This is a genomic window from Mucilaginibacter sp. 14171R-50, assembly GCF_010093045.1.
Lineage (GTDB): Bacteria > Bacteroidota > Bacteroidia > Sphingobacteriales > Sphingobacteriaceae > Mucilaginibacter.
Genome location: NZ_CP048115.1, coordinates 3,129,612 through 3,155,114, shown reverse-complemented (window position 1 = coordinate 3,155,114; position 25,503 = coordinate 3,129,612). Strand labels below are relative to the sequence as shown.

The 25,503-nt window shown below is 45.2% G+C and carries 23 protein-coding genes; 7 read left to right on the top strand and 16 right to left on the bottom strand.

Annotated elements, in window-relative coordinates:
• Window positions 1-374: 374 nt before the first annotated feature.
• Both priA and GWR56_RS14425 read right to left on the bottom strand, forming a co-directional pair.
• Entirely contained in the window at window positions 375-2,864 is a 2,490-nt protein-coding gene (gene priA / locus GWR56_RS14430) for a primosomal protein N' (protein ID WP_162431931.1), read from the bottom strand.
• 4 nt (window positions 2,865-2,868) lie between these two features.
• A complete protein-coding gene (locus GWR56_RS14425) occupies window positions 2,869-3,255 on the bottom strand; it encodes a DUF423 domain-containing protein (RefSeq protein WP_162431930.1) in 387 nt (128 codons plus the stop codon).
• A gap of 99 nt (window positions 3,256-3,354) precedes the next feature.
• Between GWR56_RS14425 and GWR56_RS14420 the strand changes: the two genes are divergently transcribed.
• Window positions 3,355-4,953, top strand: a complete 1,599-nt coding sequence (locus GWR56_RS14420) for a hypothetical protein (protein ID WP_162431929.1) — start codon at window positions 3,355-3,357, stop codon at window positions 4,951-4,953.
• Window positions 4,954-5,007: 54 nt separating this feature from the next.
• A complete protein-coding gene (locus GWR56_RS14415; protein WP_162431928.1) occupies window positions 5,008-6,498 on the top strand; it encodes a DUF5723 family protein in 1,491 nt (496 codons plus the stop codon).
• Here GWR56_RS14415 and tsaB read toward each other — a convergent pair.
• From tsaB to rpmH, 4 genes are all read right to left on the bottom strand, one after another.
• Window positions 6,495-7,181: a tRNA (adenosine(37)-N6)-threonylcarbamoyltransferase complex dimerization subunit type 1 TsaB gene (tsaB, locus tag GWR56_RS14410; RefSeq protein ID WP_162431927.1), complete on the bottom strand. Its 687-nt coding sequence runs from the start codon at window positions 7,179-7,181 to the stop codon at window positions 6,495-6,497. The genes GWR56_RS14415 and tsaB overlap by 4 nt on opposite strands.
• Before the next feature lie 90 nt (window positions 7,182-7,271).
• Complete coding sequence (gene yidD, locus GWR56_RS14405; protein WP_162431926.1) at window positions 7,272-7,517, bottom strand: membrane protein insertion efficiency factor YidD; 246 nt, start codon at window positions 7,515-7,517, stop codon at window positions 7,272-7,274.
• A complete protein-coding gene (locus GWR56_RS14400) occupies window positions 7,514-7,897 on the bottom strand; it encodes a ribonuclease P protein component (RefSeq protein ID WP_162431925.1) in 384 nt (127 codons plus the stop codon). The genes yidD and GWR56_RS14400 overlap by 4 nt, the downstream gene beginning before the upstream one ends.
• 74 nt (window positions 7,898-7,971) lie before the next feature.
• On the bottom strand, window positions 7,972-8,130 hold the full coding sequence (rpmH, locus tag GWR56_RS14395) for a 50S ribosomal protein L34 (RefSeq protein ID WP_162431924.1): 159 nt from the start codon (window positions 8,128-8,130) through the stop codon (window positions 7,972-7,974).
• Window positions 8,131-8,268: 138 nt separating this feature from the next.
• On the opposite strand from rpmH, the gene GWR56_RS14390 reads away from it, so the two are divergent.
• The gene (locus GWR56_RS14390; protein ID WP_162431923.1) at window positions 8,269-9,147 is read left to right on the top strand and encodes a ChaN family lipoprotein; all 879 of its coding nucleotides are present in this window, start codon (window positions 8,269-8,271) and stop codon (window positions 9,145-9,147) included.
• Window positions 9,148-9,213: 66 nt separating this feature from the next.
• On the opposite strand, the gene GWR56_RS14385 is transcribed toward GWR56_RS14390, so the two are convergent.
• Together GWR56_RS14385 and mscL are read right to left on the bottom strand one after the other, a co-directional pair.
• Window positions 9,214-9,555 (bottom strand): MmcQ/YjbR family DNA-binding protein, encoded by a 342-nt coding sequence (locus GWR56_RS14385; RefSeq protein ID WP_162431922.1) that lies wholly within the window; start codon window positions 9,553-9,555, stop codon window positions 9,214-9,216.
• A complete protein-coding gene (gene mscL / locus GWR56_RS14380) occupies window positions 9,555-9,944 on the bottom strand; it encodes a large-conductance mechanosensitive channel protein MscL (protein WP_162431921.1) in 390 nt (129 codons plus the stop codon). Before mscL ends, GWR56_RS14385 begins: the two co-directional genes overlap by 1 nt.
• 151 nt (window positions 9,945-10,095) lie before the next feature.
• Here mscL and rpoN point away from each other — a divergent pair, with 151 nt between their 5' ends.
• Window positions 10,096-11,571, top strand: a complete 1,476-nt coding sequence (rpoN, locus tag GWR56_RS14375; protein WP_162431920.1) for an RNA polymerase factor sigma-54 — start codon at window positions 10,096-10,098, stop codon at window positions 11,569-11,571.
• A 158-nt stretch (window positions 11,572-11,729) separates the two neighbouring features.
• Here the strand turns inward: rpoN and GWR56_RS14370 are convergent, their stop codons facing one another.
• The 3 genes from GWR56_RS14370 to GWR56_RS14360 form a co-directional block, all read right to left on the bottom strand.
• On the bottom strand, window positions 11,730-12,743 hold the full coding sequence (locus GWR56_RS14370; RefSeq protein ID WP_162431919.1) for a type IX secretion system membrane protein PorP/SprF: 1,014 nt from the start codon (window positions 12,741-12,743) through the stop codon (window positions 11,730-11,732).
• Window positions 12,744-15,449: a gliding motility-associated C-terminal domain-containing protein gene (locus GWR56_RS14365; protein WP_162431918.1), complete on the bottom strand. Its 2,706-nt coding sequence runs from the start codon at window positions 15,447-15,449 to the stop codon at window positions 12,744-12,746.
• A 100-nt stretch (window positions 15,450-15,549) separates the two neighbouring features.
• Window positions 15,550-16,254 carry an NUDIX domain-containing protein gene (locus GWR56_RS14360; protein ID WP_162431917.1) on the bottom strand — a complete coding sequence of 235 codons (705 nt, stop codon included), beginning with the start codon at window positions 16,252-16,254 and terminating at the stop codon, window positions 15,550-15,552.
• 150 nt (window positions 16,255-16,404) lie between these two features.
• On the opposite strand from GWR56_RS14360, the gene GWR56_RS14355 reads away from it, so the two are divergent.
• Genes GWR56_RS14355 through GWR56_RS14345 form a run of 3 tightly spaced genes read left to right on the top strand, consistent with a single transcriptional unit; the run spans window position 16,405 to window position 20,338 of the window.
• Window positions 16,405-17,094, top strand: coding sequence for an ABC transporter ATP-binding protein (locus GWR56_RS14355; protein WP_162431916.1), 690 nt, complete (start codon window positions 16,405-16,407; stop codon window positions 17,092-17,094).
• A gap of 7 nt (window positions 17,095-17,101) precedes the next feature.
• A complete protein-coding gene (locus GWR56_RS14350) occupies window positions 17,102-19,654 on the top strand; it encodes an ABC transporter permease (RefSeq protein WP_238395243.1) in 2,553 nt (850 codons plus the stop codon).
• 6 nt (window positions 19,655-19,660) lie between these two features.
• On the top strand, window positions 19,661-20,338 hold the full coding sequence (locus GWR56_RS14345; protein WP_162431915.1) for an arylesterase: 678 nt from the start codon (window positions 19,661-19,663) through the stop codon (window positions 20,336-20,338).
• 259 nt (window positions 20,339-20,597) lie between these two features.
• Here the strand turns inward: GWR56_RS14345 and GWR56_RS14340 are convergent, their stop codons facing one another.
• From GWR56_RS14340 to GWR56_RS14320, 5 genes are all read right to left on the bottom strand, one after another.
• Window positions 20,598-20,894, bottom strand: coding sequence for a hypothetical protein (locus GWR56_RS14340; RefSeq protein WP_162431914.1), 297 nt, complete (start codon window positions 20,892-20,894; stop codon window positions 20,598-20,600).
• A gap of 372 nt (window positions 20,895-21,266) precedes the next feature.
• Entirely contained in the window at window positions 21,267-22,055 is a 789-nt protein-coding gene (locus GWR56_RS14335; protein WP_162431913.1) for an SDR family oxidoreductase, read from the bottom strand.
• A gap of 25 nt (window positions 22,056-22,080) precedes the next feature.
• Complete coding sequence (gene fucP, locus GWR56_RS14330) at window positions 22,081-23,358, bottom strand: L-fucose:H+ symporter permease (protein ID WP_162431912.1); 1,278 nt, start codon at window positions 23,356-23,358, stop codon at window positions 22,081-22,083.
• 44 nt (window positions 23,359-23,402) lie between these two features.
• Complete coding sequence (locus GWR56_RS14325; protein WP_162431911.1) at window positions 23,403-24,638, bottom strand: DUF6786 family protein; 1,236 nt, start codon at window positions 24,636-24,638, stop codon at window positions 23,403-23,405.
• Window positions 24,639-24,642: 4 nt separating this feature from the next.
• Window positions 24,643-25,500 carry a fumarylacetoacetate hydrolase family protein gene (locus GWR56_RS14320; RefSeq protein WP_162431910.1) on the bottom strand — a complete coding sequence of 286 codons (858 nt, stop codon included), beginning with the start codon at window positions 25,498-25,500 and terminating at the stop codon, window positions 24,643-24,645.
• Window positions 25,501-25,503 lie beyond the last annotated feature (3 nt).

Here is a 25,503-nt window from a genome sequence, read left to right as displayed (position 1 = left end):
TCGGGCAGCAATGAGACACCTTTGGGGACCGATGTCGTGAGGGTGATGTTTGTATCAATAGTTTCATAATTAAGGATTTAAGCTTCGATAAATATATACGTATTACCCATCAACGACAATAGGATTTGGCGTTAACAAGCAAAAATACCCAATACTGGGTATGCAAACAGGCCTTTAAGAAAATAGACTTGCCATATAAAACAATTTATAAACCTTTAATTACCCGACATAATTTTATGAATAATATATTTCATAAGTATCACTAATAATTAATGATACTTAACCGGTTTTTATTGGAAAAAATTGAAAGAAATTGAAAGAAATTGAAAGAAATTGAAAGAAATTGAAAGAACTTGAAAGATTCGGAAGAAAATTTAGTAAGGGTCAACATCAGGCTGTATTATACTGCCTTTGCTTAGTTTGGTGGTTTGGAAATTTGTAATAACATCCCTGATAATGGCTTTTGCCTTAACAATGGAAATGGTATCACGCTCGAACTTAAGCATGATAGATTTAATGTAATAATTGCGGATACGATTGATAAGCGGCGCCTCGGGGCCAATAACGCGGTCGCCAAAATGGCTGCGTAATTCGCCGGCCAGGTACTCGGCCTGGTTGTACAATATCTCGGCGTTTTTGTGTTTGATATCCAGGCTAATGATGCGGAAATAAGGCGGATATTTAAAACTTTTGCGTTCCTCCATCTCGGTAAAATACAGGTCGCTGTAATTATTTTCGATCACTTGTTTTATCACCCGGTGGTTAGGGTCGTAGGTTTGAATAACCACCTTGCCTTGTTTCCCGCGGCGCCCTGCCCTGCCGCTAACCTGCGCCAGCATCTGGTAACTGCGTTCGTTGGCCCGGTAATCGGGGTACTTCAGCAAACTGTCGGCATTAATGATACCAATAACCGTTACATCTGCAAAATCCAGGCCTTTGGCAACCATCTGGGTACCCACCAGTATATCTATCTTTTTTTCTTCCAGGTTGTTCAGGATGTTTTGCAGCGAGTTACGCGAACGTGTGGTATCAAGATCCATACGTGCCAGCCGAACATCCGGCATCAGTACAGACAGCTCGTCTTCTACTTTCTCTGTGCCAAAGCCCTTATATTCTAAATTGGTTGATCCGCAGGCAGGGCAAACGGTTGGGTTATCTTCTTTGTACCCGCAGTAATGGCAATGCAGCTTGTGGGTATGCTTATGGTAAGTTAGGCTCACATCGCAATTAATGCACTTTGGGGTATAAGCGCACACCCTGCACATGAGCACGGGCGCATATCCCCGACGGTTCTGAAACAGGATCACCTGCTCTTTATGATCAAGCGCAAGCTGTATATCCTGCATCAGCACACTGCTAAAATGCGATTGCATGGTTTTGCGTTTGGTTTCTTCGGATATGCTTACCACCTCTATTAAGGGCAACTGCACGCCACCGTAGCGCTCGGTTAATTCAACTAAGCCGTACTTATGTCCCCGGGCGTTAAAATACGTTTCGAATGATGGCGTCGCCGAGCCCAATAACACCTTGCCTTTATACATGTTGGCCAGGTAAATGGCAGTATCGCGGGCGTTGTAGCGCGGTGCCGGGTCAAACTGTTTATACGATGTTTCGTGCTCTTCATCAACAATTATCAGCCCCAGATCGCTAAAGGGCAAAAACACCGATGAACGGGCGCCAAGCACAACTTTATATTCGTTATTCAGCACCTTTTGCCAAACCTCTACCCGTTCGTTATCGTTGAACCGCGAATGATAAACGCCAATGGCCCCGCCAAAATATATCCGTAGCCGCTCTATGATATGCGTAGTTAAAGCGATCTCGGGCAGCAGGTAAAGCACTTGCCTGCCGGTCGCTATCATATCTTCTATCAGCTTTATATATATCTGCGTTTTGCCCGATGAGGTAACACCATGCAGCAGCACCACATCTTTTTGCAAAAACTGCTCTTTTGTTGCTTCGAGTGCTGTTTGCTGTGCCGGGCTTAATACAAAATTGCTTAACTGGTCCTCATCTTCATGGTAGCCAAGCCGGCTAACGGTTTTATCCTCAGCAAAAAAAACCTCTTTTTCTATCAGCGATCTGATGCTCGCGTCGCCGCTACCGCTTTCCTCTATCAGTTCGCTTTTCGATACCGCTTTTTGCCCACGCGATAATTTGATGAACGCCAGCACGGCATCAGCCTGTTTAGGGGCGCGTTTTTCAAGAATAACAAACAGCTCGCGCAGGTTATCCTGATTATGATAGGCCGGGTTAAGCGTTATATAAGTGCGTTTGCGGGGTTTATAACGTTCGTTTACTTCTTCGGATATATTGATGATATTTTTTTCGAACAGCGATTTAAGGATAGGCATTACCGTTTTTTGCCCTAACAGCTTCGCAATATCGCTTATGGTAAGGTCGGGCTGTATATCCAGCGCTTCGGCTATCAGAAATTCTTTATCATTTAGTGCCGACTTGTCGTATTCAAAGTCTTTATTCAGTATGATCCGGGTTTCGCTGGCCAGTTTCAGCGCCGATGGAAGCGCCGCGTTCATTACCTCGCCTGTGTTGCACATATAATAATCGGCAAGCCAATGCCAAAACTGCAGCTGCCGAGGGGTAACTACCGGCTGTTCATCTAAAATATCAATAATGTATTTGGCCTCGTACTTTTGGGGCGCAAGCTCGGTTATATTTAATACTATGGCTGTATAAAGTTTGCTTTTGCCAAACTGCACCACCACCCTTTTACCTGCAGCTATGGCGCTGTTAAGTTCAAAAGGCACGCGGTAAGTATAATTACGGCTTATAGCTAAGGGCAAAATCACTTCAACAAAAAGTGTTTTACGTGTAGGCTGCAAGCCATCGGCAAATTCTAACATTGGTTTATTTGTTTCTGAAAGCAGCGAAAGCTAAAAACGCCCATCCTATAATAAACAGCAAACCACCTATTGGTGTTACGGGGCCTAATGCCGATAAACCAGGCATTCCTAAAACATCGCGGCAGGCCAACAGGTAAAGCGAGCCTGAGAACAATATGATGCCAAAGGTAAAAAGGTAATATGCGCTTACAATAACCTTGTTTTTAAAACGTGTAAAGGTTGACAGGAACAGCAGGGCAAACACATGGTAAAATTGGTATTGCACGGCTGTATGCCAAACTTCGAGCTGGTACGGAGATAACGAGGCCTTTAACGCGTGCGCGCCAAAAGCACCGGCAATAACGGCCAGGGCGCCAAGCAGCGATGCCGTAATGATGATTTGTTTGTTCATGCAAATATAAAAGGCTAAGTTAACCAAATGAGGTGAAAGGTGAGCGATTTTCAATCGTTCAATCAATAATTACTCATAAATTGCACACGTAAATACGTAATGAAACGATTAATAGTTATTACTCTATTTTTACTTGCCGCAACGGCATTTATAACCTTTAAGTATTTTAAAAACTTAAATACCTCTGGTATGCACGCCGGTAATATTATACGCACCATTCCGGATAATGCGGCGGTTGTATTTGAATTTACCAACGAAAAAAGTTTTTATGATATTTATAATGGCAATGATCTGCTCAAAAACCTGATAGGCGGACAAAAAATAAGCGAGCTTGATACGGTGCGTAAGGTTTTGTTCGGGAGCGCCGAACTTGGCACATCGTTCAACGGACGTAATGTTTTTATATCGGTACACCCTTTAACTACTAACCAGCCAGACCTGCTGCTCACCACATCGGCGGCTAAGGATTTTGACATTTCCCGTTTTGATAATCTGGCTGCAAAGCAAAAAGCGGGCATGCTGATAACCCCTTTAAAAATCGGCGAAAAGCGGGGCTATAATATTTATTTTAACTCGTTAAAAAAACGGTTTTATATCATCAACATTGATGCTAATATATTTTCGGGCAGCTTTTCAAAAGAGCTGATAACCCTATACGCCAACTACAAGGCCGACCGCGACAAACAAGCGTTTATGCTGCTGCCCGATCAGCAAAATTCAAACTCGCTGGCCAATTTGTATATCAATTACCAACGGTTGGGGCCGCTTTTTTCGCAATTGTTCAAAAACAGCAATACCGATATTTTTAAACCTTTCAGGCTGCTGCCCGCGTTAGCGGCGCTAAACCTTAATTTTAAAAATGATGCCATTATGTTTAGCGGTTATAGCAATATACAAACCAATAAGCCTGGTACTTATTTAAACATTTTTACTAAACAACAACCGGTAACCAACCAGTTAAAAGACCTTTACCCGGCTACAACAGCTTACGCCGTAAACCTGGCGGTATCCGATCCTGTTAAATTCTCCGCCGATCTGTCTGAGTTTTATACCAACGCCGGCCTGCATGCTGAAAAGGATGCTTTGTTCGCTAAAATTAAAACAGAAACAGGCCTGAGCCTGCAACGCGAGTTTGCCAATTTGCTTGGTAACGAGTTTGCCGTTGTAACCACCCGCTACCAGGAAAGAATAGCCATTATATCGGTAAAGAACGGCTCAAAACTTAAGCCCTTTGTAAACAACATCAGCCGGATGATAACTGATGATGCCGGGCAGTTCAATTATTTAAAAGTGCCCTACTTTTTATTGGGTGATGTTTTCAGCGCTTTCAAAAAACCATATTTCAGAGTTATCGATAATTACCTGATATTAGCCAACAGCATAAAAGAGCTGGATAGTTACAACGACACTTATTTTAACCGTAAGTTTTTGAACAAAACCCAGCAGTATGTAAAATTTGACAATCTGCAGGCCGAGCGCAGTAATGTCGCCTTTTTCATGAACTTCAAAAACGCGCAGCAAATATTAAAGAACGGGTTAACAGACGATTATTATTCTGCATATAAAAACAACCCGTTATCCTGGAAGAATTTTTACGCCGCATCGTATCAGTTTGCCGCAACCGACAAGAATTTTTATACAAATTTTTGCTTACTACAAAATCAGCCGGATACTGTTGTTAATAAAAAAAGCGATTAAAAAACACCCGATCACACAACCTAAATACAACAAATACGTTAAAGCTTAAAATATTTGAAAAGTTTTTACAAGGCTGCCCCGGCATCCATAAAGCAACAGGCATCGGGAACGTGTATGAAGAATTTTTTACTGGTAATTTGTTTTCTATTCATTTCTGTTGAAACTTTTGGCCAGCAATTTTCTCAGTACAATACTGGCACACTATACGATTCGTTCGAAAACCCTGCCCAGGCCGCCTTTATCCCCGATACAAGCAATAAAATAGCTTTCAACCTCTTTATCCCAAATTTTAACAGCAATTTATATCTTACAGGCAACGCACAAGTGCCGCTAAAAAACCGGGCTTTCGACGGAAGGTACATCAACACCGGCTTAACAATAGAAGAAGGCCGATTTAGCAGGGCCAACGCAAACGCGAACATATACTCTATAATGTTTAAGGTTTTCAGCAGTTTAGACGGAAACCAGGAAATAGGCTTTGCTACCCAAACCCGTGGTGAAGGCCGTGGACTGTTTACCGACGAAACGCTGTTGTTGCTTGCCGGCAGCCAAAATTTCGACAGGGACGATTATTCGAACATATTTAATAGTAATTATACGTATCAAAGTTATCACCAGATAAGCGCCAGTTATCGCGAAAAAATAAGCAAAAGCTTTGCTTTTGGTGTAAAGTTAAGCGCACTGCTTGGTATACAATATCAGCAATTACAAATAGACGGGTCGCATATTACGTTTGACAGGGCCAATGATGCCGCCATCATCACCTTGCAGGGGCGCAACCGCAACAATTATTTACCGGGCGGTTTCAGTAAGCACGATCTTATCCCATCTTTTAAAAACCCGGGGGCTTCAATAAGTATTGGTACTATTTTTAAAACACGCGATAATTACAACATCCAGTTTAATGTAAAAGATGTTGGTTTTATACACTGGAGCGCACAATCTAATGTTGGCGAGTTTAACACTACGCGCACTGCACCGGCCATTAGCAGTAACCGCCGCGAGGATAATTTGTATGGCAGCGTTTACGATATTGTACACTCGGCCGACGTTGAAAAGGCCTTTACCAGCCCCACCAACGGAAAAATAGAACTAAGCGCCAACAGATCGTTTTGGCTGGATTATGAAAAGCGCTTTAAATACTCGCCAACCGCTGTATTACAAAAAGAGATTTTTTATGATGGCTATACAGCCGCGCTGGTTAACCCGTTGCAATACAATAACCTTGTGGGCACCCTGACCACATCGTACAATAATTACGGCATATTTAGCGCGGGCCTGCAGTTTATGGTAAAATCGCCGAATATCGAGTTTTATATTGGCAGCGATAGGGTTATGCAGTCGGTAAGTTTGCTGCGGGCTGCACGCAAAAGCAATTCACAGATCAATAAAAACGCCGGGTTCTCGGGCGCCGATTTCTATTTGGGCTTTTCGATAAAATTTGGGGACATGATTGAGCACCCATTAAATGCAAGCCATGTGCCTCTTGGCGACAGGCCGGGTTTCCTGAAGCGCATGTGGAACAGCGTGTTCCATAAGGATTAGTTCTCCCCGGCCTTTTTGCCGGCAATAAAATCTTTAAGATAATACGGTTCAAAGTACGCAACATCTTCAAACTCGCCACGGTTGAACTTTTCTAACGCAAGGCCGGTAAGGTGGGTTGCCGAGTTTACAAAGTTTCGCAGGAAACGGGCATTAGGATTATGGCCCAGGGTATCTATACATTTATCTGCCCCATCGCCAAAAAATAGAACCTGCCGGGCAGCAAGTATATCGCTAAAACTATTCGTATCTATGATCTCGGCCGCTGTTGGTTTTATCATTTCACCGGTGGCAGTAAACACGGCAGTATAAACCTCCATACGGCGGGCATCTATCATAGGGCAAAGCAATGTATTGCTATCAATGCCGTTTTCGGCAGCTGCCCCGCCTGCCATAGCGGCTAAAGTTTCCACAGCTATCAGTGGTTTATCCAGCGCATAGCACAGCCCTTTTGCGGTTGATACGCCAATGCGCAGCCCAGTATACGACCCGGGCCCGCAACTCACGGCAATGGCATCAAGCGATGCATAGGTGCCGCCTGTTTGCGCTATCAGCTCATCAATATACACAGTTATTACCTGTGCATGCATATTACGGGCGTTTATCTCTTTAAAAGCCAATACCTGGCCGTTTTGCGCTAAAGCCACCGAACATGATGTGGTTGCCGTTTCTATCTGTAGTATCATTCTAAGTCGTAAGTTCTAAATCTTAAGTCTTAAGTTATGGTTAAAAAGTTCAAATATATGACTTTTGACTTTCGGCTCAAGACTATGGACTTAATCAGGTACCGGGTCGTGCCCGTGGCCGCCCCAGGGGTTGCAGCGGGCTATACGCTTTATGGTTAGCCAACCGCCTTTAAACGCCCCGTGCTTTTTTATGGCTTCGATGCCGTACTGAGAGCAGGTGGGTGTATACCTGCATGCGTTAGGCAATATAGGCGATATAAGGTATTGGTATATTTTTATCAGCAGCAAAAAAAAAGCCCCTGTAATGCTTTTGATTATACCCCACAAAAATTTCATTTAATAGCCTCCCCTGCAAGCTGTTTTAAAAGCTTAAGCATTTTTTTTTCAAAAAAATCATAAGGGGATATTTCTTTACCAATGTAGCTTACAGAAAGCACCAGCTTTTTACCGGCGCCGTTAAGCACATCGTATAACTGTACCTGCTTATTTAGCCGGTAGGCTTCGCGCATGCGGCGTTTAACCAGGTTACGGTCCACAGCGCGTTTGTAACGCTTCTTGGCTACAGAAAATACTATCTGTACAGGGAACAGCTGCCCGCTATCGGCAGGCATCCACGAAGCTTTAAAGGGATAACATAAAAAAGAAGAACCGTTATGAAAAAGGCTTTCGATAAGCTTTTTGTTACATAACCGTTCTTCTTTTTTAAAAGTGTACATAGTTGTTGTTGCTGAACCGAAAAAATGTTTACACAGCCGGTTCGGCTCCTTACAAAAGGAGTAAACAACCGTAATTATGCTTTGTGGCTGCGCTCGTCAGATACAGTTAATCTTTTTCTGCCTTTTGCTCTTCTTGCCGCAAGTATCCTTCTGCCGTTAGCAGTTGCCATACGCTCACGGAAACCGTGCTTATTTCTTCTTTTCCTTTGTGAGGGCTGAAATGTTCTTTTCATGATATATTTATTCTGTTATGCTATCGCCGTTTTTAAAAACAAGAGCGCAAATGTAGCCTTTTTTTAGTACTTTTCAAATACAAATGTTGTTATTTAATAGTGTATATTTATTAACTTATTAACATACCTAAGCACAATATGAAGTTTTTGACCAGCTTTCTACTATTATTATTACCTGCCATTGCCTTTTGCCAGGACCCTATGGCACAAAACTACAAAATATACAATACGGCAAAACAGCGCCCGGCAACAGTCGACGAGATCATAAACGATCTTGATAAAGCCGACGTGCTGTTTTTTGGCGAAGAACATAACGACAGCACCGGCCATTACCTGGAAAGCCTGCTTTTTAAAAAAATAGCAGATAAATATGCCGGCAAAACAGCCTTATCGATGGAAATGTTCCAAACGGATTGCCAGACGGTGCTGAACGAGTACCTGGCAGATATGATACGCGAGAAAAATCTGATAACGGAAGGCCGCGCCTGGAAAAACTATAAGGATTACCGCCCCATGATAGAAACCGCAAAGGCGGCTCATATACCTGTGGTTGCCGCTAACGCCCCTACCCGGTACACCAATATGGTTACCCGCAACGGCTTAAACAGTCTTGATCAGCTTAGCGCTGCTGCCAAAGCATGGCTGGCCCCCCTGCCTATTGATACAGCTACTGGCCCTTACTACGAAAAATTTGTAGCTATTATGGGCGGGCACAGCGCAATGGGCAACTTAAAGATATACCAATCGCAAAACGTTTGGGATGCAACTATGGGCTGGAACATTGCACAATTCCTGAAAGCGCATAAAGGCTACAAAGTGTTCCAGGTGAATGGCGGGTTTCATAGCGAAGAAAAGATGGGTACCGCGGCACAGTTAAAAAAGTACCTGCCAAAGGTGCGCATCATGAACATCGCCGCATATGCCGACGACAGCTTTGACAACCCCGACTGGACAAAATTCGCTAAAATGGGCGACTATGTTATACTAACCAACCCTAAGCTGCCGAAGACGTTTTAGTCCATAGTCCATAGTCGATAGTCCATAGTCCATAGTCGAAATTAGAAGACCAAAAAAGGGTTTTATCTACTCAAAAGTTATCAGCTCTGCTAAATGTTTGGGCGCTACTTCGCAATAGGCGGCCTTTAATATTTCGGCAAGCATTTCTTCTTTTACGGTGGATAGGTTGATGTGCGTCCATCCTTGCTTGCCCCATTTGTTGGGCACGGGGTATATTACCGAACTATCAAACGTGCAAAAGATATCCTGGTCGGCAGGGGAAAGTTTAACCGTAGCCCGGCTGTGTTCAGATACCATCGTAGCAAATATCTTTTTATTTACACGATATGATGTTTTATCAAAGTGCGGCTCTTCGGTGGCTTCGGGGAGCGAAAGGGCAATTTGCTTTACCTTTCCAGCGTCAACCATTAAGCTTTCTTAGCTAAAATATCGCGTATTTCGGTTAACAACACTTCTTCTTTTGATGGTGCAGGCGGTGCCGATGGCGCGGCTTCTTCTTTTTTCTTGAACCTGTTAATAGCCGTTATTATAATAAACATCGATAAGGCTATGATAATGAATGAGATAACCTGCGATAAAAAGTTACCATATTTAATGGCCGTGCCGGGCACCACTAACTGACTAAGATTTGATAAATGGGCGGCTTTTAAAGCGGGCGTTAAAACGGCCGGCGTAATAATATCATCAACAAGCGATTTTACAATGCTACTGAACGCCGCACCAATAACTACTGCAACGGCTAAATCTAATACATTGCCTTTAACAGCAAATTCTTTGAACTCTTTAATAAATCCCATAGTGTTGTGTTTTGTATAATTAAAGTTAACAATAAATGTGTGGCTCCTCCAAACAAAACAAGCGTAAAAGCATTTAAACAACTTAAATGCACCTGCGCAAGTAATTTTAAACTTCAAGGTAATTGGTGTATTTTTGTGCTCGTCTATAATTATGCTTAAACAAAATCTTCAACAGAAACTTTTACAAAAATTATCGCCCCAGCAAATACAATTCATAAAATTGCTGCAGGTGCCAACCGTATCGCTTGATACCCGCATAAAAGAAGAACTGGAAGAGAACCCCGCACTTGAAGATCTGAGTTTAACCAATCTGAACGAACCCGAAGAACAATACCCGGACCGCGACCCCGACGAAGACACCTACAACAGCGACGACGACCAGGGCCCGATGGATGAGTTTAATATTGACGATTACCTGCAGGACGATAACGTGAACGATTACGGCAGCCGTTATGACCAGAATGGTGATGATGACGACGACCGTAAAGAAATACCAATTGCCGTGCAGAGCTCGTTTTTTGAGAGCCTGCAGGCGCAGTTAGACCTGCTGCCCCTGTCAGACAAGGACTTTAGCATAGGTAAACAAATTATAGGCAGCCTTGACGATGACGGATACCTGCGCAGGCCTATCATGTCGCTTACGGACGACCTGGCCTTTTCGCAAAACGTAATGGCCGATGATGAAGAGGTGGAAGACATGCTGAAGGTGATACAAGGCTTTGACCCGCCGGGCGTTGGCGCGCGCAGCCTGCAGGAATGCCTGCTGATACAGCTACGCCGCAAGGACGCGAATGACCCGATCATCAAAAAGGCTATACTGGTGGTTGAGAACTACCTGGAAGAGTTTACCCGCAAACATTACGATAAGCTGGAAAAATCATTAAACATGAATTCGTCCGAGCTGCGTGGCGTGGTGAATGAAATTTTAAAGCTTAACCCTAAACCCGGAGATAGCAACGAGGTGAGCACCAAGCAAATGCAGGTGATACCTGATTTTCACATCAAGAACAATGATGGCGTACTGATACTTACGCTTAACTCAAAAAACGCCCCCGAACTGAAGGTGAGTCGCTCGTACCAGGAGATGTTCCAGCATTACGATAAGGCATCGCAAAAAGATAAAAAATTAAAAGAAGCGGTACAGTTTGTAAAACAAAAGCTCGATTCAGCTAAATGGTTTATCGATGCTATAAAACAGCGCCAGCAAACGCTGCTGAAAACCATGAACGCCATAATGCAGTATCAGTACGATTTCTTTTTAACCGGCGACGATAAGAACCTGAAACCGATGATCCTGAAGGATATTGCGGACAGAATAGGTATGGATATCTCCACTGTATCACGTGTGGCCAACTCTAAATACGTACAAACAGAACATGGCACCTTTCTGCTGAAATCGTTCTTTAGCGAAGCCATCCAAACCGAAAGCGGCGAGGAAGTATCAAATAAGGAAGTTAAAAAGATACTTGAAGAGCACATTGGCAAGGAAGACAAACGCCACCCGCTGGCCGACGAAAAACTTACCGAAATATTAAAAGACGCCGGCTACAATATCGCCCGCCGTACCGTAGCGAAATACCGCGAACAAATGAACATCCCGGTAGCGAGGTTGAGGAAGGAACTGTAATCCCCCCCCTGCCCCCTGAAGGGGGAGTTCTTGAAAAGCATAACGCTTAACGTCTAATAATAAATGCAGAAACACGAAATAACTTGACTTTCGCGATTTGACATTCATTATTGGGTGTTCAATATTTTTTACACTCCCCCTTCAGGGGGCCGGGGGGCTCACCACCCATGCTGCGGGCTGGTTAGCCTGTACCGGTTGTTTAGCATAATACCTACTACAATTTCGTGAGAACCATTGCTTACGGTGCGTAGGGCCGAAGTTGTGGCGTCGTACGAGTAGCTCACATTAATGAATGAGCTTAAGTTAAACCCTGCCAGTATGCCAAACGAATCGTCCTTACGGTACGAACCGCCAAACCAGAACCTGTCGCGAAAGGAAAGCTTCGCATTGATATCGAATGTTGTTGGGGCGGGTTTTATGAATTTTATCAACGCCGAAGGCAGCAGGGATACATCGTCGGTTAAATAAACCTTATAGCCGCCTGTAATAAAATAATGCGGAACGGTTTTGCTTAGGTTTGAATTGTTGCCGGTGGTTATATATTGGTTTTGAGGTAAAATTTGTTGTGCAGATAACCCGAAAAAGTAATTTGACGAATACGCCCAAAGGCCTACGCTCGCGTCGGGTCGCCACTGATTATTATTGATATTATTCAATACGGGGTCGTTCTGGTTCTCTAAGGTTATCAACGACGTATTTAAATGCAGCTGATTGGCACCCGCTGATACACCCACCGCAAGGTTAAGCTTATCGGTGATACCCAGGTGATAGGCATAAGTAACGGCCAGATTGGTTTGATCGATAGGGCCGGCTTTATCTGTTACCAGCATAAAGCCTATGCCATGGTGTGGTTCGGCAGCCCGGTAGTCCCGCGAATACATCCTGCTATACGGGTTATCATCACCCGATGGGAAGGAAGTAGCGTCGCCTTGCGTAAAATTGGTACCTAAGGGCGCGTTTATGCTAAAGTAAGCCGTAACGGGGGCTCCCTCAAGCCCTGTCCACTGGCTGCGGTAGCCCAGCTTTACATCGGTATAGTTCTCTATACCGGCAACTGCCGGGTTAAGCAGGTAATTATTAAATATATATTGCGTGTACTGCGGTTTTTGCTGCGCGTAGGCGCTTGTTAAACAAAAACATACAACCGTAAAAAGTAAAGCTCTCTTCAACATTTATTTAATAATAGTAACACTGCCCGAAATTATTTTCCGGCCGTTTTTAGGGTTTATAATATAATAATATGTACCCGTAGGTAGTATACTACCGTTGTACCTGCCATCCCAGGGGATTGCATAACCAACAGACGAATATACTTTTTCTCCCTGTCTGTTGTATATGTCAACTGTATTTCCGGGGTAAGTTTCTAAATATTTTATTGTCCAGGTATCGTTTACCCCATCGCCGTTAGGTGTAAAGGCATTTACAATTACCGGTTTTTTAAGCACTGTAACAACTATTTCGTCGCTTGACGCGCAACCGGCGTCTGTGGTAACAGTAAGTTTATATCTCTGGTTATCAATAGCGGAACAAACCGGGTTAAGTACATTTGCATCGTCGAGCCCTATAGCAGGTTCCCATTTATAGGTTAAGCCGCTGCCGCTTGCCTTAGCAGGTAAAACCACGCTTTCGCCCTCCAGCAATGTCAGGTCGTTTCCGGCATCAACAGTTGGTAAAGGCGCTACAACAAGGTCTTGCGTAGCAGTAGCCTGGCATCCGTTCTGCCTTATAAAAGTATAAGTTATGGTAAATGTGCCGGGGCCTGAAACCGCCGGATCAAACAAACCTGTTGAAGTAATCCCTGTGCCGGTGTAAATACCATCGCCAATAAAGCCCTTATTATCGGCTACAAGCTGCACAGGCCCATCTCCCTCGCATATCGGGCTGACAGCGGCAAGCGAAACTATCGGGCTGCCCTTAACCGTTATCTCGTGTTCGGCCCCATTGTCGCAAAGCCCATCCTCCCCTGTGTAAACCATCATTTTTACGGTGTACTTTGCATCAGTAGCCAACGGCGGGTACCTGTGGTGATAATTGCTATCTGCCGGGATCTCGTTCTTATTGAATATCTCAAAGCTTTCGGGATGGTTTATAAAATCAAACCATATCTTCACTTTGGTAATACTACCCGGCTCTGCAACAGATCTGTCGTGAATAATCACATCGGCCGCGCTGCATAAACTTGGCGCATACGAAAAATCGGCGGCAGCATAATCAGCGATCGAGAAATCAAAATCTATATCCCTGTTAGACCCGCACTCATCAGTTAAGGCTACAACCGTGGCCGTGTAACTGTAATTACCTCTTGGATATTTAACATAACCGGGGTAATCATACCGGTAAAGTGTCTTTCCATCACGCTGAAAAGGCACTGCAATGGGGCTGTTAAAAACCTGCACCGGCGAGCCGTCGTTAAAGTTCCATTTTATCTGCGGTGTTTGGTAGGGCAGCACCAGTTGTAGTTTATACTCGATACCGCTGCAGCCATTTACCTGGGTAGTATTAGTTTGCGGGTCTACAAACGTTATGTATTCATCCAGGTTTCTCAAGTTTGTCCCGGCCGAGTACCCGTACGATTCATGGTCGCCAAACCCATAGGCTATAGCATTAAACCCATCATCGGCGCTGATGTAATGTGTACCTTCCTGTACGGGTATCTGTGCATATGCATAACCGCCGCCATTTAATATCGCTGTAAAATTAGTATAAGGTGCACCGTCAATTTTAAAGCTTGATGCCTTATTAGCTTTAATCACCACATTAACGTAATGTTTATTTATTGCATAATAGCCTGACGAATAGAGCGTCACATGGTCAAGCGTTTGCTCAATGGGGTTCAGGTATATCATCTCCGGGTCTCCCCTGTCCCGCAGGTCAAAATCGCAGCTGTTGGGCGTTGTTTTGCCCTGCGATACCGCGTACTGTACTACCTGTATGGGCTTATTGGCTGTAATGGTGTTTGGCTCGTTTGATGAAAACTCGTACACATTATTGCTTTGTATAGCAGCGGCGGTTATAGCTTCCCCGTTAACTGTAAGCATAGTGCCGGGATCGCTTAAAAAAACGCGGAAAATATCATAATGCCGCCCTTTTAATGGTACCGTTATATAATTTTTGCCCCAGGATGCCGTTGGGTAAACCTGTTGAAAAAGATTATCAGATGTAAAATTGTTATCGTGGCATCCGATGCCGATTTTTGAACTGCCCGAAAAGACCGCGATTTTTTTACACTGTCCCACACTGCGTATTTTGGTGTTGGTTAGGTCGGTTGCCGAAAGGCCCTGGTAAACTTCGCCTTTATTTAAGCTGATCGACAAAACCGTTCCGGCGGGTGTTCCGTCTATTAACGTTTGCGATAGCGTTACTTCAACCTGGGTGTTATCTTCGGTTGCAATGATCATAAAGGTAGAAAATGCGGCCCCTTCAGCGCCGTTAGATTCCTGCTTATAATTTATGGAATAATAATCTTTGCCTAAAACCGCGACAGGCAACAAAAGGGTAGCGCCCGATACGCTTGACGCGTAAATATGAGCGTAAACAGCAACTCGTTTTTCGGCAGTAATGTGCAGGCCCTTTAAAAACTTGCCCTGGGTTGCCAAAAACGACGTTTTAGGAACCGAAACAATAGTAACCTGGTTAGCTGTAACGTTAAATGTAATTGGTTGAAAACTACCATCGGCTATCTCAACCTTCCCTGTGGTATTTTGATCGCCGGTGATGTAAAGTGCCATCTCGCTTGGCCCGTTATCTTCAATATGCAGCATGTAAGCCGTCCAGAACTCCTTGCCCTGGTTGGTAGTATTGCCCTGCGCAAAGCCCGAAAAACTGCAGCAAACAAATATGAATGTTATTAAAACACGTAACGCCTTTACCCTATTCACCTTAACAAACGTTTATAATCGCTTAAATGTAAGCAGATTTATCGTAATGATGAACAGCAACACAGCAGTTAGTGTTACCATTGCCTGTTATGTCAGTTCCTTAGAAGAACTTATCCGGGTTAGGCACCAGGTTCAGGAACTTTTCAAACTTCTCTTCGTAATGTGATGGATCAAGGCGATAATAAAAGGCCCCTTTTTTTGACGACTGCTTATCTTTTTCGGCCAGTTTTACCAGTAAACCCGTAGATAGGAGTTTGCGGCTAAAGTTGCGGTCGTCAAACTGGGTTTGGTAAACACCCTCATATAAGGCCTGCAGCTGGGGTATGGTAAACCTTTCGGGCAGCAACTGGAAAAGTATAGGGTGTAGCGCAGCTTTATAGCGCAGTTGTTTTTTTGCCAGCTTTACCATTTCGCTATGGTCAAAAACCAGTTCGGGCATTTCATCAAGCAGGAACCACTCAGGGTGGTTTTCGCTGGTAAGCTGCTTTTCGTATTTCTGAATATCAATAAGCGCAAAGTAAGCAATAGATAGGGTACGTTCTACCGGGTCGCGGTCAGGCTTGCCAAACACCCGGAATTGCTCCATGTACACATTTTTCAAGCCCGTACGCTCTTCAAGCACCCGGTTAGCCGCATCCTCCGGACTTTCTGAAGGGTGTATAAATCCGCCCATTAAGCTCCATTTGCCAATTTCGGGTTCCAAATTACGCTCTACCAGTAACAATTTGATGTTCCAGCCATCAAAACCAAATATGATACAATCTACTGCAGCCAACATTCGTTGCTGCCCGGGATATTCTTGCATTGTGTACGTTTATTTACAAGTGTAAAGAAATAATCGGCATTTTAAAAACAGTAGTGCAGTGTAATGCTTTTGTAACTAAATATATTAAACCTGCCCCTTATTAATAAATATTTGATATTTACTTTATTACAGCAAAAACAAATACCGACTTTGGAAAACATCTTAAACATATCAAACCTAAACAAAACTTATAAAAGTGCCGGCCGGCAACTTACAATTTTAGATGATATAAATTTCAGCATCAGCGCGGGTTCTACAAACGCAATAGTTGGCCCGTCGGGCAGCGGCAAAACCACCCTGCTTGGCCTTTGCGCCGGGCTGGATAGCGCAAGTGCCGGCACCGTTGAATTAAACGGCATAAACCTGGGCAGTTTAAGCGAAGACAAGCGGGCACAGGTGCGCAACCAGTATGTGGGCTTTATATTCCAAAATTTTCAGCTGCTACCAACGCTAACTGCTTTAGAGAATGTGATGGTGCCGTTAGAGCTGCGCGGCGAAAAGAACATTAAGGCGCGCGCGCTGGACCTGCTTGATAAAGTGGGCCTGGCCGACCGCGGACACCACTACCCTGCCCAGCTATCGGGCGGCGAGCAGCAGCGGGTATCACTTGCAAGGGCTTTCTCCAACTCGCCTAAAATATTGTTTGCTGATGAACCAACCGGTAACCTTGATGCCGAAACGAGCGAAAAAGTGGTAAAACTCATCTTCGACCTTAACCGCGAAGCGGGCACTACCCTGGTGCTGGTAACCCATGATCTTGAACTGGCAGCAAAAACACAACGAATTATTAAAATAAAGGGTGGCAAATTAGTTGCCGACGACAAAACCGGTAATGTATAACACACCCATGGATAATTTGACTTTTAATAGAAAAATAACTTTATCGTGGCTGTTTAAAATGGCGCTGCGCGATAGCCGGCGTAACCGTGGCAGGCTGCTGCTTTTTATTTCATCAATAGTGTTCGGCATAGGCGCGCTGGTGGCCATCTACTCGTTTAGGTATAACATTCGCAACGATGTTAACAACCAGGCTGCCACCCTTATAGGCGCCGATCTTTCCATCAGCGGCAATAAAGAGCCTGACGCAAAACTGCAAAAGCTGCTGGATAGCCTGGGCGACGACCGATCGCAGGAACGCAGTTTTCCATCTATGGTGCTGTTCACCAAAAGCCAAAACACCAGGTTAGTGCAGGTAAAGGCCCTGCAAGGCAGTTTCCCATATTATGGCTCTTTGGAAACCACACCCGCACAGGCAGGTATATCTTTCAAAAAAGGCAAGAACGCGCTGGTTGATAAGACGCTGATGCTGCAATTTAACGCTAAGGTAAACGACTCGATAAAAGTTGGTAACGAAACCTTTTTAATAGCGGGCATTCTAAACAAGGCACCCGGTCAAACGGGCATTTCATCGGGAATTGCCCCGGTGGTTTATATCCCGATGCAATACCTTGATAAAACAGGATTGATAACCACAGGCAGCCGCATCAACTATAGCTATTACTACAAATACAACAGCAATACCGATGTAGAAAAACTGGTAAAGAAACTGGATCCTACACTTGATAAGGCCGGGTTTGGGTATGATACCGTAGAAGGAAAAAAGGAAGGCACCAGCCGCTCTTTTGCCGATCTGTCGAAGTTCTTATCACTGGTGGGTTTTATTGCCCTGCTGCTGGGTTGTGTGGGCGTAGCAAGCGCCATCAATATTTACATCCGCGAAAAGATACAATCCATCGCTATTATGCGTTGCCTGGGCGTAAAGGCATCCGAAGCCTTTCTGATCTATCTTATACAAATAACCGGCATTGGCCTGATAGGTTCGGTAGCCGGAGCGGTATTGGGTACGGGCGTACAGCATTTATTGCCGCTGGTGTTAAAAGATTTTTTGCCCATAACCATATCCGTTACCATATCGTGGATGGCTATATGGCAAGGCATTGTATTAGGGCTTATCGTTTCCATATTGTTCGCTTTGCTGCCGCTCATCTCTATCCGCAATATTTCACCGTTAAACACCTTGAGGCTATCAGTCGACAATACCACAACCCTGCGCGATCCGTTAAGATGGGCGGTTTATATGCTTGTTCTGGTATTTATCACCTGCTTTGCTTACCTGCAAATAGGCGACTGGGCCGGCGCAATATTTTTTACCATGGGTATGGGCGTAGCCTTTTTGATATTAACAGCAATTGCCTGGCTGCTTACCCGCTTTGTAGGCCTGCTGATAAAAGCATCGTGGAGTTATACCTGGAGGCAGGGTTTTGCCAATTTATACCGGCCAAATAATCAAACCATTATCTTAACGGTTTCTATTGGCTTAAGTACCGCGTTTATTTGCACGCTATTTTTGATACAGCAGCTGCTTATTTCCCAGGTAACGCTGTCAACCGGCGATAATCAATCCAACATGATATTGTTTGATATTCAGTCGGGCCAGCAAAAAGCCGTTGCCGACCTCACCCGCAAACAAGGGCTGCCGGTGCTGTCCGAGGTGCCTATCATCACCATGCGGCTTGAAAAGGTAAACGGTAAAACCGCTGCGGATGCCAAAAAAGATTCGACCCTGCATATATCTGAGCGTGCTTTTAACTATGAGTACCGGGTTACCTATCGGGATGCGTTAACCGCGTCCGAAAAAGTAACTGCCGGCACCTGGCAAGGCTCGGCCACGCCCGGTAAAGACATCCCTATATCCGCCGAAGAGCGCTTTGCCGGCCGCATTAATGCCAAAGTTGGCGATAAGCTGGTTTTTAATGTACAGGGTGTACCTATGAATACCTACATCAGCAGTATCCGTAAGGTAAACTGGAACAAGGTTTCAACCAATTTCCAGGTGGTGTTCCCCACTGGGGTTTTAGAGGACGCGCCGCAGTTTCATGTATTGCTTACGCATGTGCCATCAAACGCAGTATCGGCAAGGTATCAGCAAGTCGTGGTAAAGCAATTCCCCAATGTTTCAATGATCGACCTGGGCCTGATACTGAACGTACTGGACGAACTGCTTGGTAAAATAGGCTACGTGATCAAATTCATGAGCGGCTTTAGTATTATTACAGGTATCATTGTATTAATATCATCGGTACGCATCAGCAAATACCAGCGCATACAGGAAAGTGTTTTGCTGCGTACCCTGGGCGGCAGCCGCAAACAGATATTTACCATTACCGCGTTAGAGTATTTGTTCCTGGGGGCACTATCGGCGCTTACTGGTATTGTCATCGCTGTTGGCAGCAGCTGGTTGCTGGCCAGATATACTTTTGACATGCCGTACTCCGTTAATTTTTTACCGGTAGGCATTATCTTTATTGTTATTACATCGTTAACTGTTATAATAGGCCTGTTAAACAGCAGGGGTGTATTAAACAAACCACCGCTGGAAATACTGCGGTCAAACTCATAAAAAATCATGCACAATAAATTCAGGATAATTTTAGCCATAGTGCTAACCATTACCATTGCGGGCTGCGGCAGCAAATCGGCCAAAACAGATACCCTTGCAACGGACAGCGCTAAAACAGCGGCCCCGGCATCAACCAAAAACATTTTAGTTTTTGGCGACAGCTTAACCGCGGGCTACGGACTGGATGACCCATCACAATCTTACGCGGGCGTTTTGCAAACTAAAATAGATTCCGCTAAGCTGCCTTATACCATTATAAACGGCGGCGTTAGCGGCGAAACATCTGCCGGGGGCAAAAACCGTATCGACTGGCTGCTGAAGCAACCTGTTGATGTATTTGTGCTGGAACTCGGCGCAAACGATGGGCTGCGCGGCATCCCGGTAAAAGAGACTACCAAAAATCTGCAAACCATTATTGATAAGGTAAAAGCCAAATACCCCAACGCTAAACTGGTAATGCTGGGCATGCAGGTGCCCCCAAATATGGGGCCTGCATACGTAAGGGATTTTAAAAATATGTTCCCACAACTAGCTACCAAAAATAATATGGCGCTGGTGCCTTTTCTTTTACAAGGGGTTGGCGGCGTGCGGGCGCTTAATCAGCAAGATGGCATCCATCCCACTGCCGAAGGCGCTAAAATATTAGCAGCTAACGTTTGGGATATGTTAAAAGGGGTATTGTAGACTCAACTTCATCTATCATCTTCGTTAGGAATGGCTTGTGATATATAACCGTCAGTAGATATACTTTTTCTTTTCTCTCAAAAGAAAAAGTACCAAAAAGAAAAGTCGCGGCCGCGTCCTGTTCTGTGATAGTTGTGCTTAATCATTTAATGTACCATTCGAACAGGCCAATGCCGCATTTTTGGTGTCGTTAGGGCGGTGCTTTTTCCTGGCGGCTCACTTTTCTATCGAAGATTGCCACGCTACGCTCGCAATGACGTTAGGGGAGCGAGTGTATTCCCGTCAGCAAACCAGCTTCGGGCGAAAACGGGCAGAACAATGGTGGGTTGTGCGTGGCAAGGGCATTAGGAAATTTTGCTGAAGCGCTGGGCATGTGCGGCGAAGCGTGGGGCAAAAGATTCCAGCCCGTGGTTCTGCCTGCTTTGCAGGGTAAAGGCCTTGTGCGCAAAGAAGCCTTTTTGCTGACTTGAATTTTTGCTTCTTTTGTTTCAAGACAAAAGAAGTAGCCCTCCGCGGCAATGAGCGGGCTGGCGTTCATGAAAACACAAAGCTTCATTTGTTCTTCGTTAGGAATGGCAGTGTTACAACCAGTCGCCAGTGGATGTACTTTTTCTTTTCTCTCAAAAGAAAAAGTACCAAAAAGAAAAGTCGCGGCCGCGTCCTGTTCTGCGAAAGGGTGTGCTTTATCAGTGTTGTGCTATCCGAACAGGCCAATGCCGCATTTTGAGGCGTCGTTCCGTTTGTCAGGCTCTATTCAAGAGCGCGGGGCTTCCTGTCAAAGTGAGCAGAATGAAGCACCGCTCTGACTTGAATTTTTGCTTCTTTTGTTTCAAGACAAAACGGCGAAGCCCTCTTGAGCACCTTAAAAAAAAACAAACAACAGCGAAAAACAAGTAGCCTCCGCGGCAATGAGCGGGCTAACATTCATCTATGCACCTGCCAGCGCCCTGTCTAAATGCACATACCCACCATCCACATACACAATTTGCCCGGTGGTGTGGCTGGAACGGTCTGATAGCAGGAATATAACGGTATTAGCAATTTCCTGGGTGGTGGTCATGCGCTGCCCCAAAGGTATAGTGGCTTCTATCTCTTTCCGCTTGGCTAAAGGGTCAGGCAGGGTATTTATCCAATTTTCGTAAAGCGACGTCCAGCACTCGGCAACCACAACCGCGTTAACCCGTATGCCATATTTCAGCAACTCAACTGCCCATTCGCGGGTAAGCGCATTGCGGCCGCCATTTGCAGCGGCATAGCCCGATGTATTACCCTGGCCTGTATCTGCCACTTTAGAAGATATGTTGAGGATAGCGCCCTTTGATTTCTTTAGCAAAGGCAAAGCATAATGCGCCACCAGGTAGTAATGCACCATATTTTTATGGAGCGATGCCATAAAATCAACATAATTGCCATGCTCTAAGCTAACGCTATCGTTTATACCGGCATTGTTCACCAAGCCATCTATGCGGCCGTATTTTTCGGCTATGGCCTTCACGGCCTGCTCGCATTCTTCAGGGCGGGTTAGCTCGGCAACAAACTGTCCTGCGCGGCCGCCTTTTGTGGTTATATCATTTACAACTACCAGGTTGTCTGCTTCGCTGCGGCCGATGATCACAGGGATGGCACCTTCTGCGGCAAGACCGCGTACAATACCTTCGCCAATGCCCCTTGCACCTCCGGTTACTACTATTACTTTGTCCTTTAAATTCAGATCCATAGTGTATTATCTTAAGAGCCTGGCCTCAGTGTCCGGCTACTATCTCTACCTTTTTTACTCTCAGGTTCTTTAAGGCAAACCTTAAAATCCCCACAAAACAAACGCCCGGCACGAGGTACGAAAGCTGTATGTTCGACGCGTCAGATATCCTGCCCATTATTGGCGGCAACACTGCGCCGCCTACAATACCCATGATCACTAATGAGGACCCCAGCTTGGTTTTTGACCCCAGGTCACGAATGCTTAACGAGAATATGGTTGGGAACATGATAGACATAAAGAACCAAACGCCCATCAACGTATAAACAGCGGCCGGGCCTTTTAAACTAACCGCCGCGCCAATTAATATAATGTTGATGATTGCATAAGTAACCAGCAGCTTAACCGGGTTAAAAAACTTCATCAATAAAGTACCTATAAACCTGCCGGCCATAAACATGCCAAAGGCTATGGCCAGATTAACCGAAGCAGGTTTTTCTGCAAAGCCGGCTACCCGCTCGCTAAAACGGATGAAGAAACTGCTAACACAGGCCTGCGCGCCAACGTAAAAAAACTCGGCCAATACGCCCGACATCAGGTGCTTATCCTTGGTAAGCTCAAGTATGCGTGCACCTAAAGGCCTGCGTTCCTCCGCCAGCTCAACGCTGCTTTCTTCCTTTATTTTGGGGAAAGCAGTACGCCACACCATTATCGCCACCAAAAAAACCACGATGCTTATGATCACAAATGGCATCTGCACGGCAGATGCTTCATGATTTAAATACTGGTTCAGTTGTTCAGGCGACATGGCTTTTTCCTCGGCCGGGCTCAAGGTTTTCCCCGAAAGGATAAACATGCCCCCAAAAGTAGTTGCCGATACCGCCGCAAAACCATTGAACGACTGTGCAAGGTTAATGCGGATGGCAGAGCCCCTGGGGTCGCCGATAAGGGTGATCAACGGGTTTGCAGCTGTTTCCAAAAATGCCATCCCCGAAAAAACGACAAACAATGCGCCTAAAAAGAACGCGTAGTTGCGCACCGCTGCAGCCGGGTAAAACAGCATAGCCCCTACCGAGAACAGCAGCAGCCCTAATATAATACCACCCTTGTAACCATACTTTTTCATAAACTGCGCGGCCGGTATGGGCAGCAAAAAGTAAGCTATGTACGATGCAGAGTCTATCAGCGACGATTGGAAATCGGTAAGCTGGCAGGCTTTTTTTAGATGAGGAATTAATATGGGATTAAGGTTTAGTGCGAAGCCCCAGATAAAAAACAGGGAGGTAATAAGCGCTACGGCAGCTAAGCTTTTGTCTTTTGACATTTATACAAGTTTTAAAATTCAGGAATTTGGTGGCTCAAGATAAATTATTTAAAGGCAGCTTGTATATCCTTTAATGAAATTCCGAGCGTTTTTAGCGCGATCTGGTTCAATTGTGCTTCATCGCCGGTAAAATGGAATACACTATGGTTATGCGTAAGCTTTTGGCCGGGCTTTAAAAATGCTGCCGGCGAAACACTTTCGATCTCGTAAAACGGCCCCATTTGCCCGCCCGTTGCCAGCGGACCATCGTTATAGGCGTTTACCGCATCGCCAGTAAACGGGGGCTTATCGGGTGTCCACTCCTGGTTAAGGTAAGTGCCTTTGCCGTCTACATCATACATAGTAATGGTTAGCACTTTGTTTTGCGGATCGTAGCTGCCCGCCATGTTTTTGGCCCGGTTTGGCGGCATGCCCAGCTTGCCCCTGCTTTTACCATCGGCCTTAAAAAGCAATATGCCTTTATTATATTTAACCCTGTCGGGGGGTATCTGCCCAAAATAATCGGTGGTGGCAACCTTGCCGGTTGTATTTTCGTGGTAAGGCACTACAATAACCGTTTTTTCAGATGGCGAAAACATATCCAGGTTCCAAAGGCATGGCGCGCCGGTAGTTTTATCCCAGGCTTTATCGCCGTTATTGGTAATGGTATTAGTTGTGCTGAAGCCCACTGCTTTTACTTTATGTTCCGCGTTGATACCCAGCATTTTTTGGATATCATCCGTACTGAACAATTTCACTGTACGGTCTAACTTTATTTTTAGCAGCGTGTTAGCATAGTTAAGCATTTCGGTGGTTTTGCTCATGGCAACCTCGTTATCGCTTTTTGATACCAGTTGCCAGCTTTCGTTATCAATAGCCGGCGGTGTGTGCCAGTTGGCAAATTCCATTTTGGTGCCGGGCTTAAAGTAAAGCGAGAATTTGCCACCCTCGGGACCAAGCCACAGGCGGTCTTCGCCGCCAAAGGCATTCATGTGTTCATCGGGTTTGGCATCAAAGGTTTTATAATTCACCCAGCCAAAGCTGCGGCCATCGGCACCATTAGCGGTCGAGGTAAATACCTTTGCCTGGTACTTTGGCGATACGATGATCTGCGCCATACTATCGCTGCTTTTTAATACAATAACGCTGTCGTGCTTTTGCAGAAAGCTCAGGTCGTAACCAAACGTGCCGTTGGCCAATAGTGCGGTGTCGGCGATATTGGCCTGCTCCTTTTTAGCGTTTTGCGAGCATGATACAGCCAATATTGGCAACGCAAATAACAAATTGCGAAAATGCGTCATAGGTTTACTTTTTATGTTTCGGGTTGATGGCAACAGTGTTTACCATGGTGCCAATATGATCAATGCTTATTTCTACCACGTCGCCCTCCTGCAGTGTAAAGGTTTGCGGCGGTACCAGGCAAGTGCCTGTCATTAAATAGCATCCCTGCAAAAAATTTGTCTCGGCAAATAAAAACCCGGTTAATTCGGTGAACGAGCGTTTGATGCGCGACACGGTAGTCATGTCGCTGAAGGCCGCCTGCCCATTCCTGCTGATGGTCATTTTTATAGCTGATTCTGCGGGGATAGGCGTTTCGCTTACATACAGGCAAGGGCCAAGCGCGGCGCTTTTTTCGTAGATCTTAGCCTGCGGCAGATACAAGGCATTCTCTCCCTCGATGCTGCGCGAGCTCATATCGTTACCTATGGTATAACCCTGGATATTGCCGTTTGCATTTACAAACAGGGTAAGCTCCGGCTCGGGCACATCCCATGTTGAATCCTTGCGGATATAAACTTCTTTTAAATGCCCCGATACCCTTGATGCCACCGATTTAAAAAACAGCTCGGGCCGTACGGCATCATAAACCAAATCGTACAGGCTGGCCGCGGTTTCAGATTCTTCCATCCGTGCGTCGCGACTTTGCAGATAGGTAACCCCCGCGGCCCAAACTTCCTGACCGCCTATTGGCGGCAAAATACTGCCCGCACTTAGCCACAGTCGGCTATCTTCGTCAGTTAATTTTTTTGCCGTGCCTGCAAGGCTTTTTAGGTGGGTTTCCAACCGGTCGCGGTTAACAAGGGCATCCCATTGGGAATCTATTACAAAAAAACCGCCTTCGTGCTCCAGCAGGATGCCATTGATGGTTTTGTATAATTTCATATA

Excerpts from the sequence above, each read along its gene's own strand:
- priA (WP_162431931.1), bottom strand. The coding sequence starts at position 2,864 with ATGTTAGAATTTGCCGATGGCTTGCAGCCTACACGTAAAACACTTTTT.
- GWR56_RS14425 (WP_162431930.1), bottom strand. The coding sequence starts at position 3,255 with ATGAACAAACAAATCATCATTACGGCATCGCTGCTTGGCGCCCTGGCC.
- GWR56_RS14420 (WP_162431929.1), top strand. The coding sequence starts at position 3,355 with ATGAAACGATTAATAGTTATTACTCTATTTTTACTTGCCGCAACGGCA.
- tsaB (WP_162431927.1), bottom strand. The coding sequence starts at position 7,181 with ATGATACTACAGATAGAAACGGCAACCACATCATGTTCGGTGGCTTTA.
- yidD (WP_162431926.1), bottom strand. The coding sequence starts at position 7,517 with ATGAAATTTTTGTGGGGTATAATCAAAAGCATTACAGGGGCTTTTTTT.
- GWR56_RS14400 (WP_162431925.1), bottom strand. The coding sequence starts at position 7,897 with ATGTACACTTTTAAAAAAGAAGAACGGTTATGTAACAAAAAGCTTATC.
- rpmH (WP_162431924.1), bottom strand. The coding sequence starts at position 8,130 with ATGAAAAGAACATTTCAGCCCTCACAAAGGAAAAGAAGAAATAAGCAC.
- GWR56_RS14390 (WP_162431923.1), top strand. The coding sequence starts at position 8,269 with ATGAAGTTTTTGACCAGCTTTCTACTATTATTATTACCTGCCATTGCC.
- GWR56_RS14385 (WP_162431922.1), bottom strand. The coding sequence starts at position 9,555 with ATGGTTGACGCTGGAAAGGTAAAGCAAATTGCCCTTTCGCTCCCCGAA.
- mscL (WP_162431921.1), bottom strand. The coding sequence starts at position 9,944 with ATGGGATTTATTAAAGAGTTCAAAGAATTTGCTGTTAAAGGCAATGTA.
- rpoN (WP_162431920.1), top strand. The coding sequence starts at position 10,096 with ATGCTTAAACAAAATCTTCAACAGAAACTTTTACAAAAATTATCGCCC.
- GWR56_RS14370 (WP_162431919.1), bottom strand. The coding sequence starts at position 12,743 with ATGTTGAAGAGAGCTTTACTTTTTACGGTTGTATGTTTTTGTTTAACA.
- GWR56_RS14360 (WP_162431917.1), bottom strand. The coding sequence starts at position 16,254 with ATGCAAGAATATCCCGGGCAGCAACGAATGTTGGCTGCAGTAGATTGT.
- GWR56_RS14350 (WP_238395243.1), top strand. The coding sequence starts at position 17,102 with ATGGATAATTTGACTTTTAATAGAAAAATAACTTTATCGTGGCTGTTT.
- GWR56_RS14345 (WP_162431915.1), top strand. The coding sequence starts at position 19,661 with ATGCACAATAAATTCAGGATAATTTTAGCCATAGTGCTAACCATTACC.
- GWR56_RS14340 (WP_162431914.1), bottom strand. The coding sequence starts at position 20,894 with ATGAAGCTTTGTGTTTTCATGAACGCCAGCCCGCTCATTGCCGCGGAG.
- GWR56_RS14335 (WP_162431913.1), bottom strand. The coding sequence starts at position 22,055 with ATGGATCTGAATTTAAAGGACAAAGTAATAGTAGTAACCGGAGGTGCA.
- fucP (WP_162431912.1), bottom strand. The coding sequence starts at position 23,358 with ATGTCAAAAGACAAAAGCTTAGCTGCCGTAGCGCTTATTACCTCCCTG.
- GWR56_RS14325 (WP_162431911.1), bottom strand. The coding sequence starts at position 24,638 with ATGACGCATTTTCGCAATTTGTTATTTGCGTTGCCAATATTGGCTGTA.
- GWR56_RS14320 (WP_162431910.1), bottom strand. The coding sequence starts at position 25,500 with ATGAAATTATACAAAACCATCAATGGCATCCTGCTGGAGCACGAAGGC.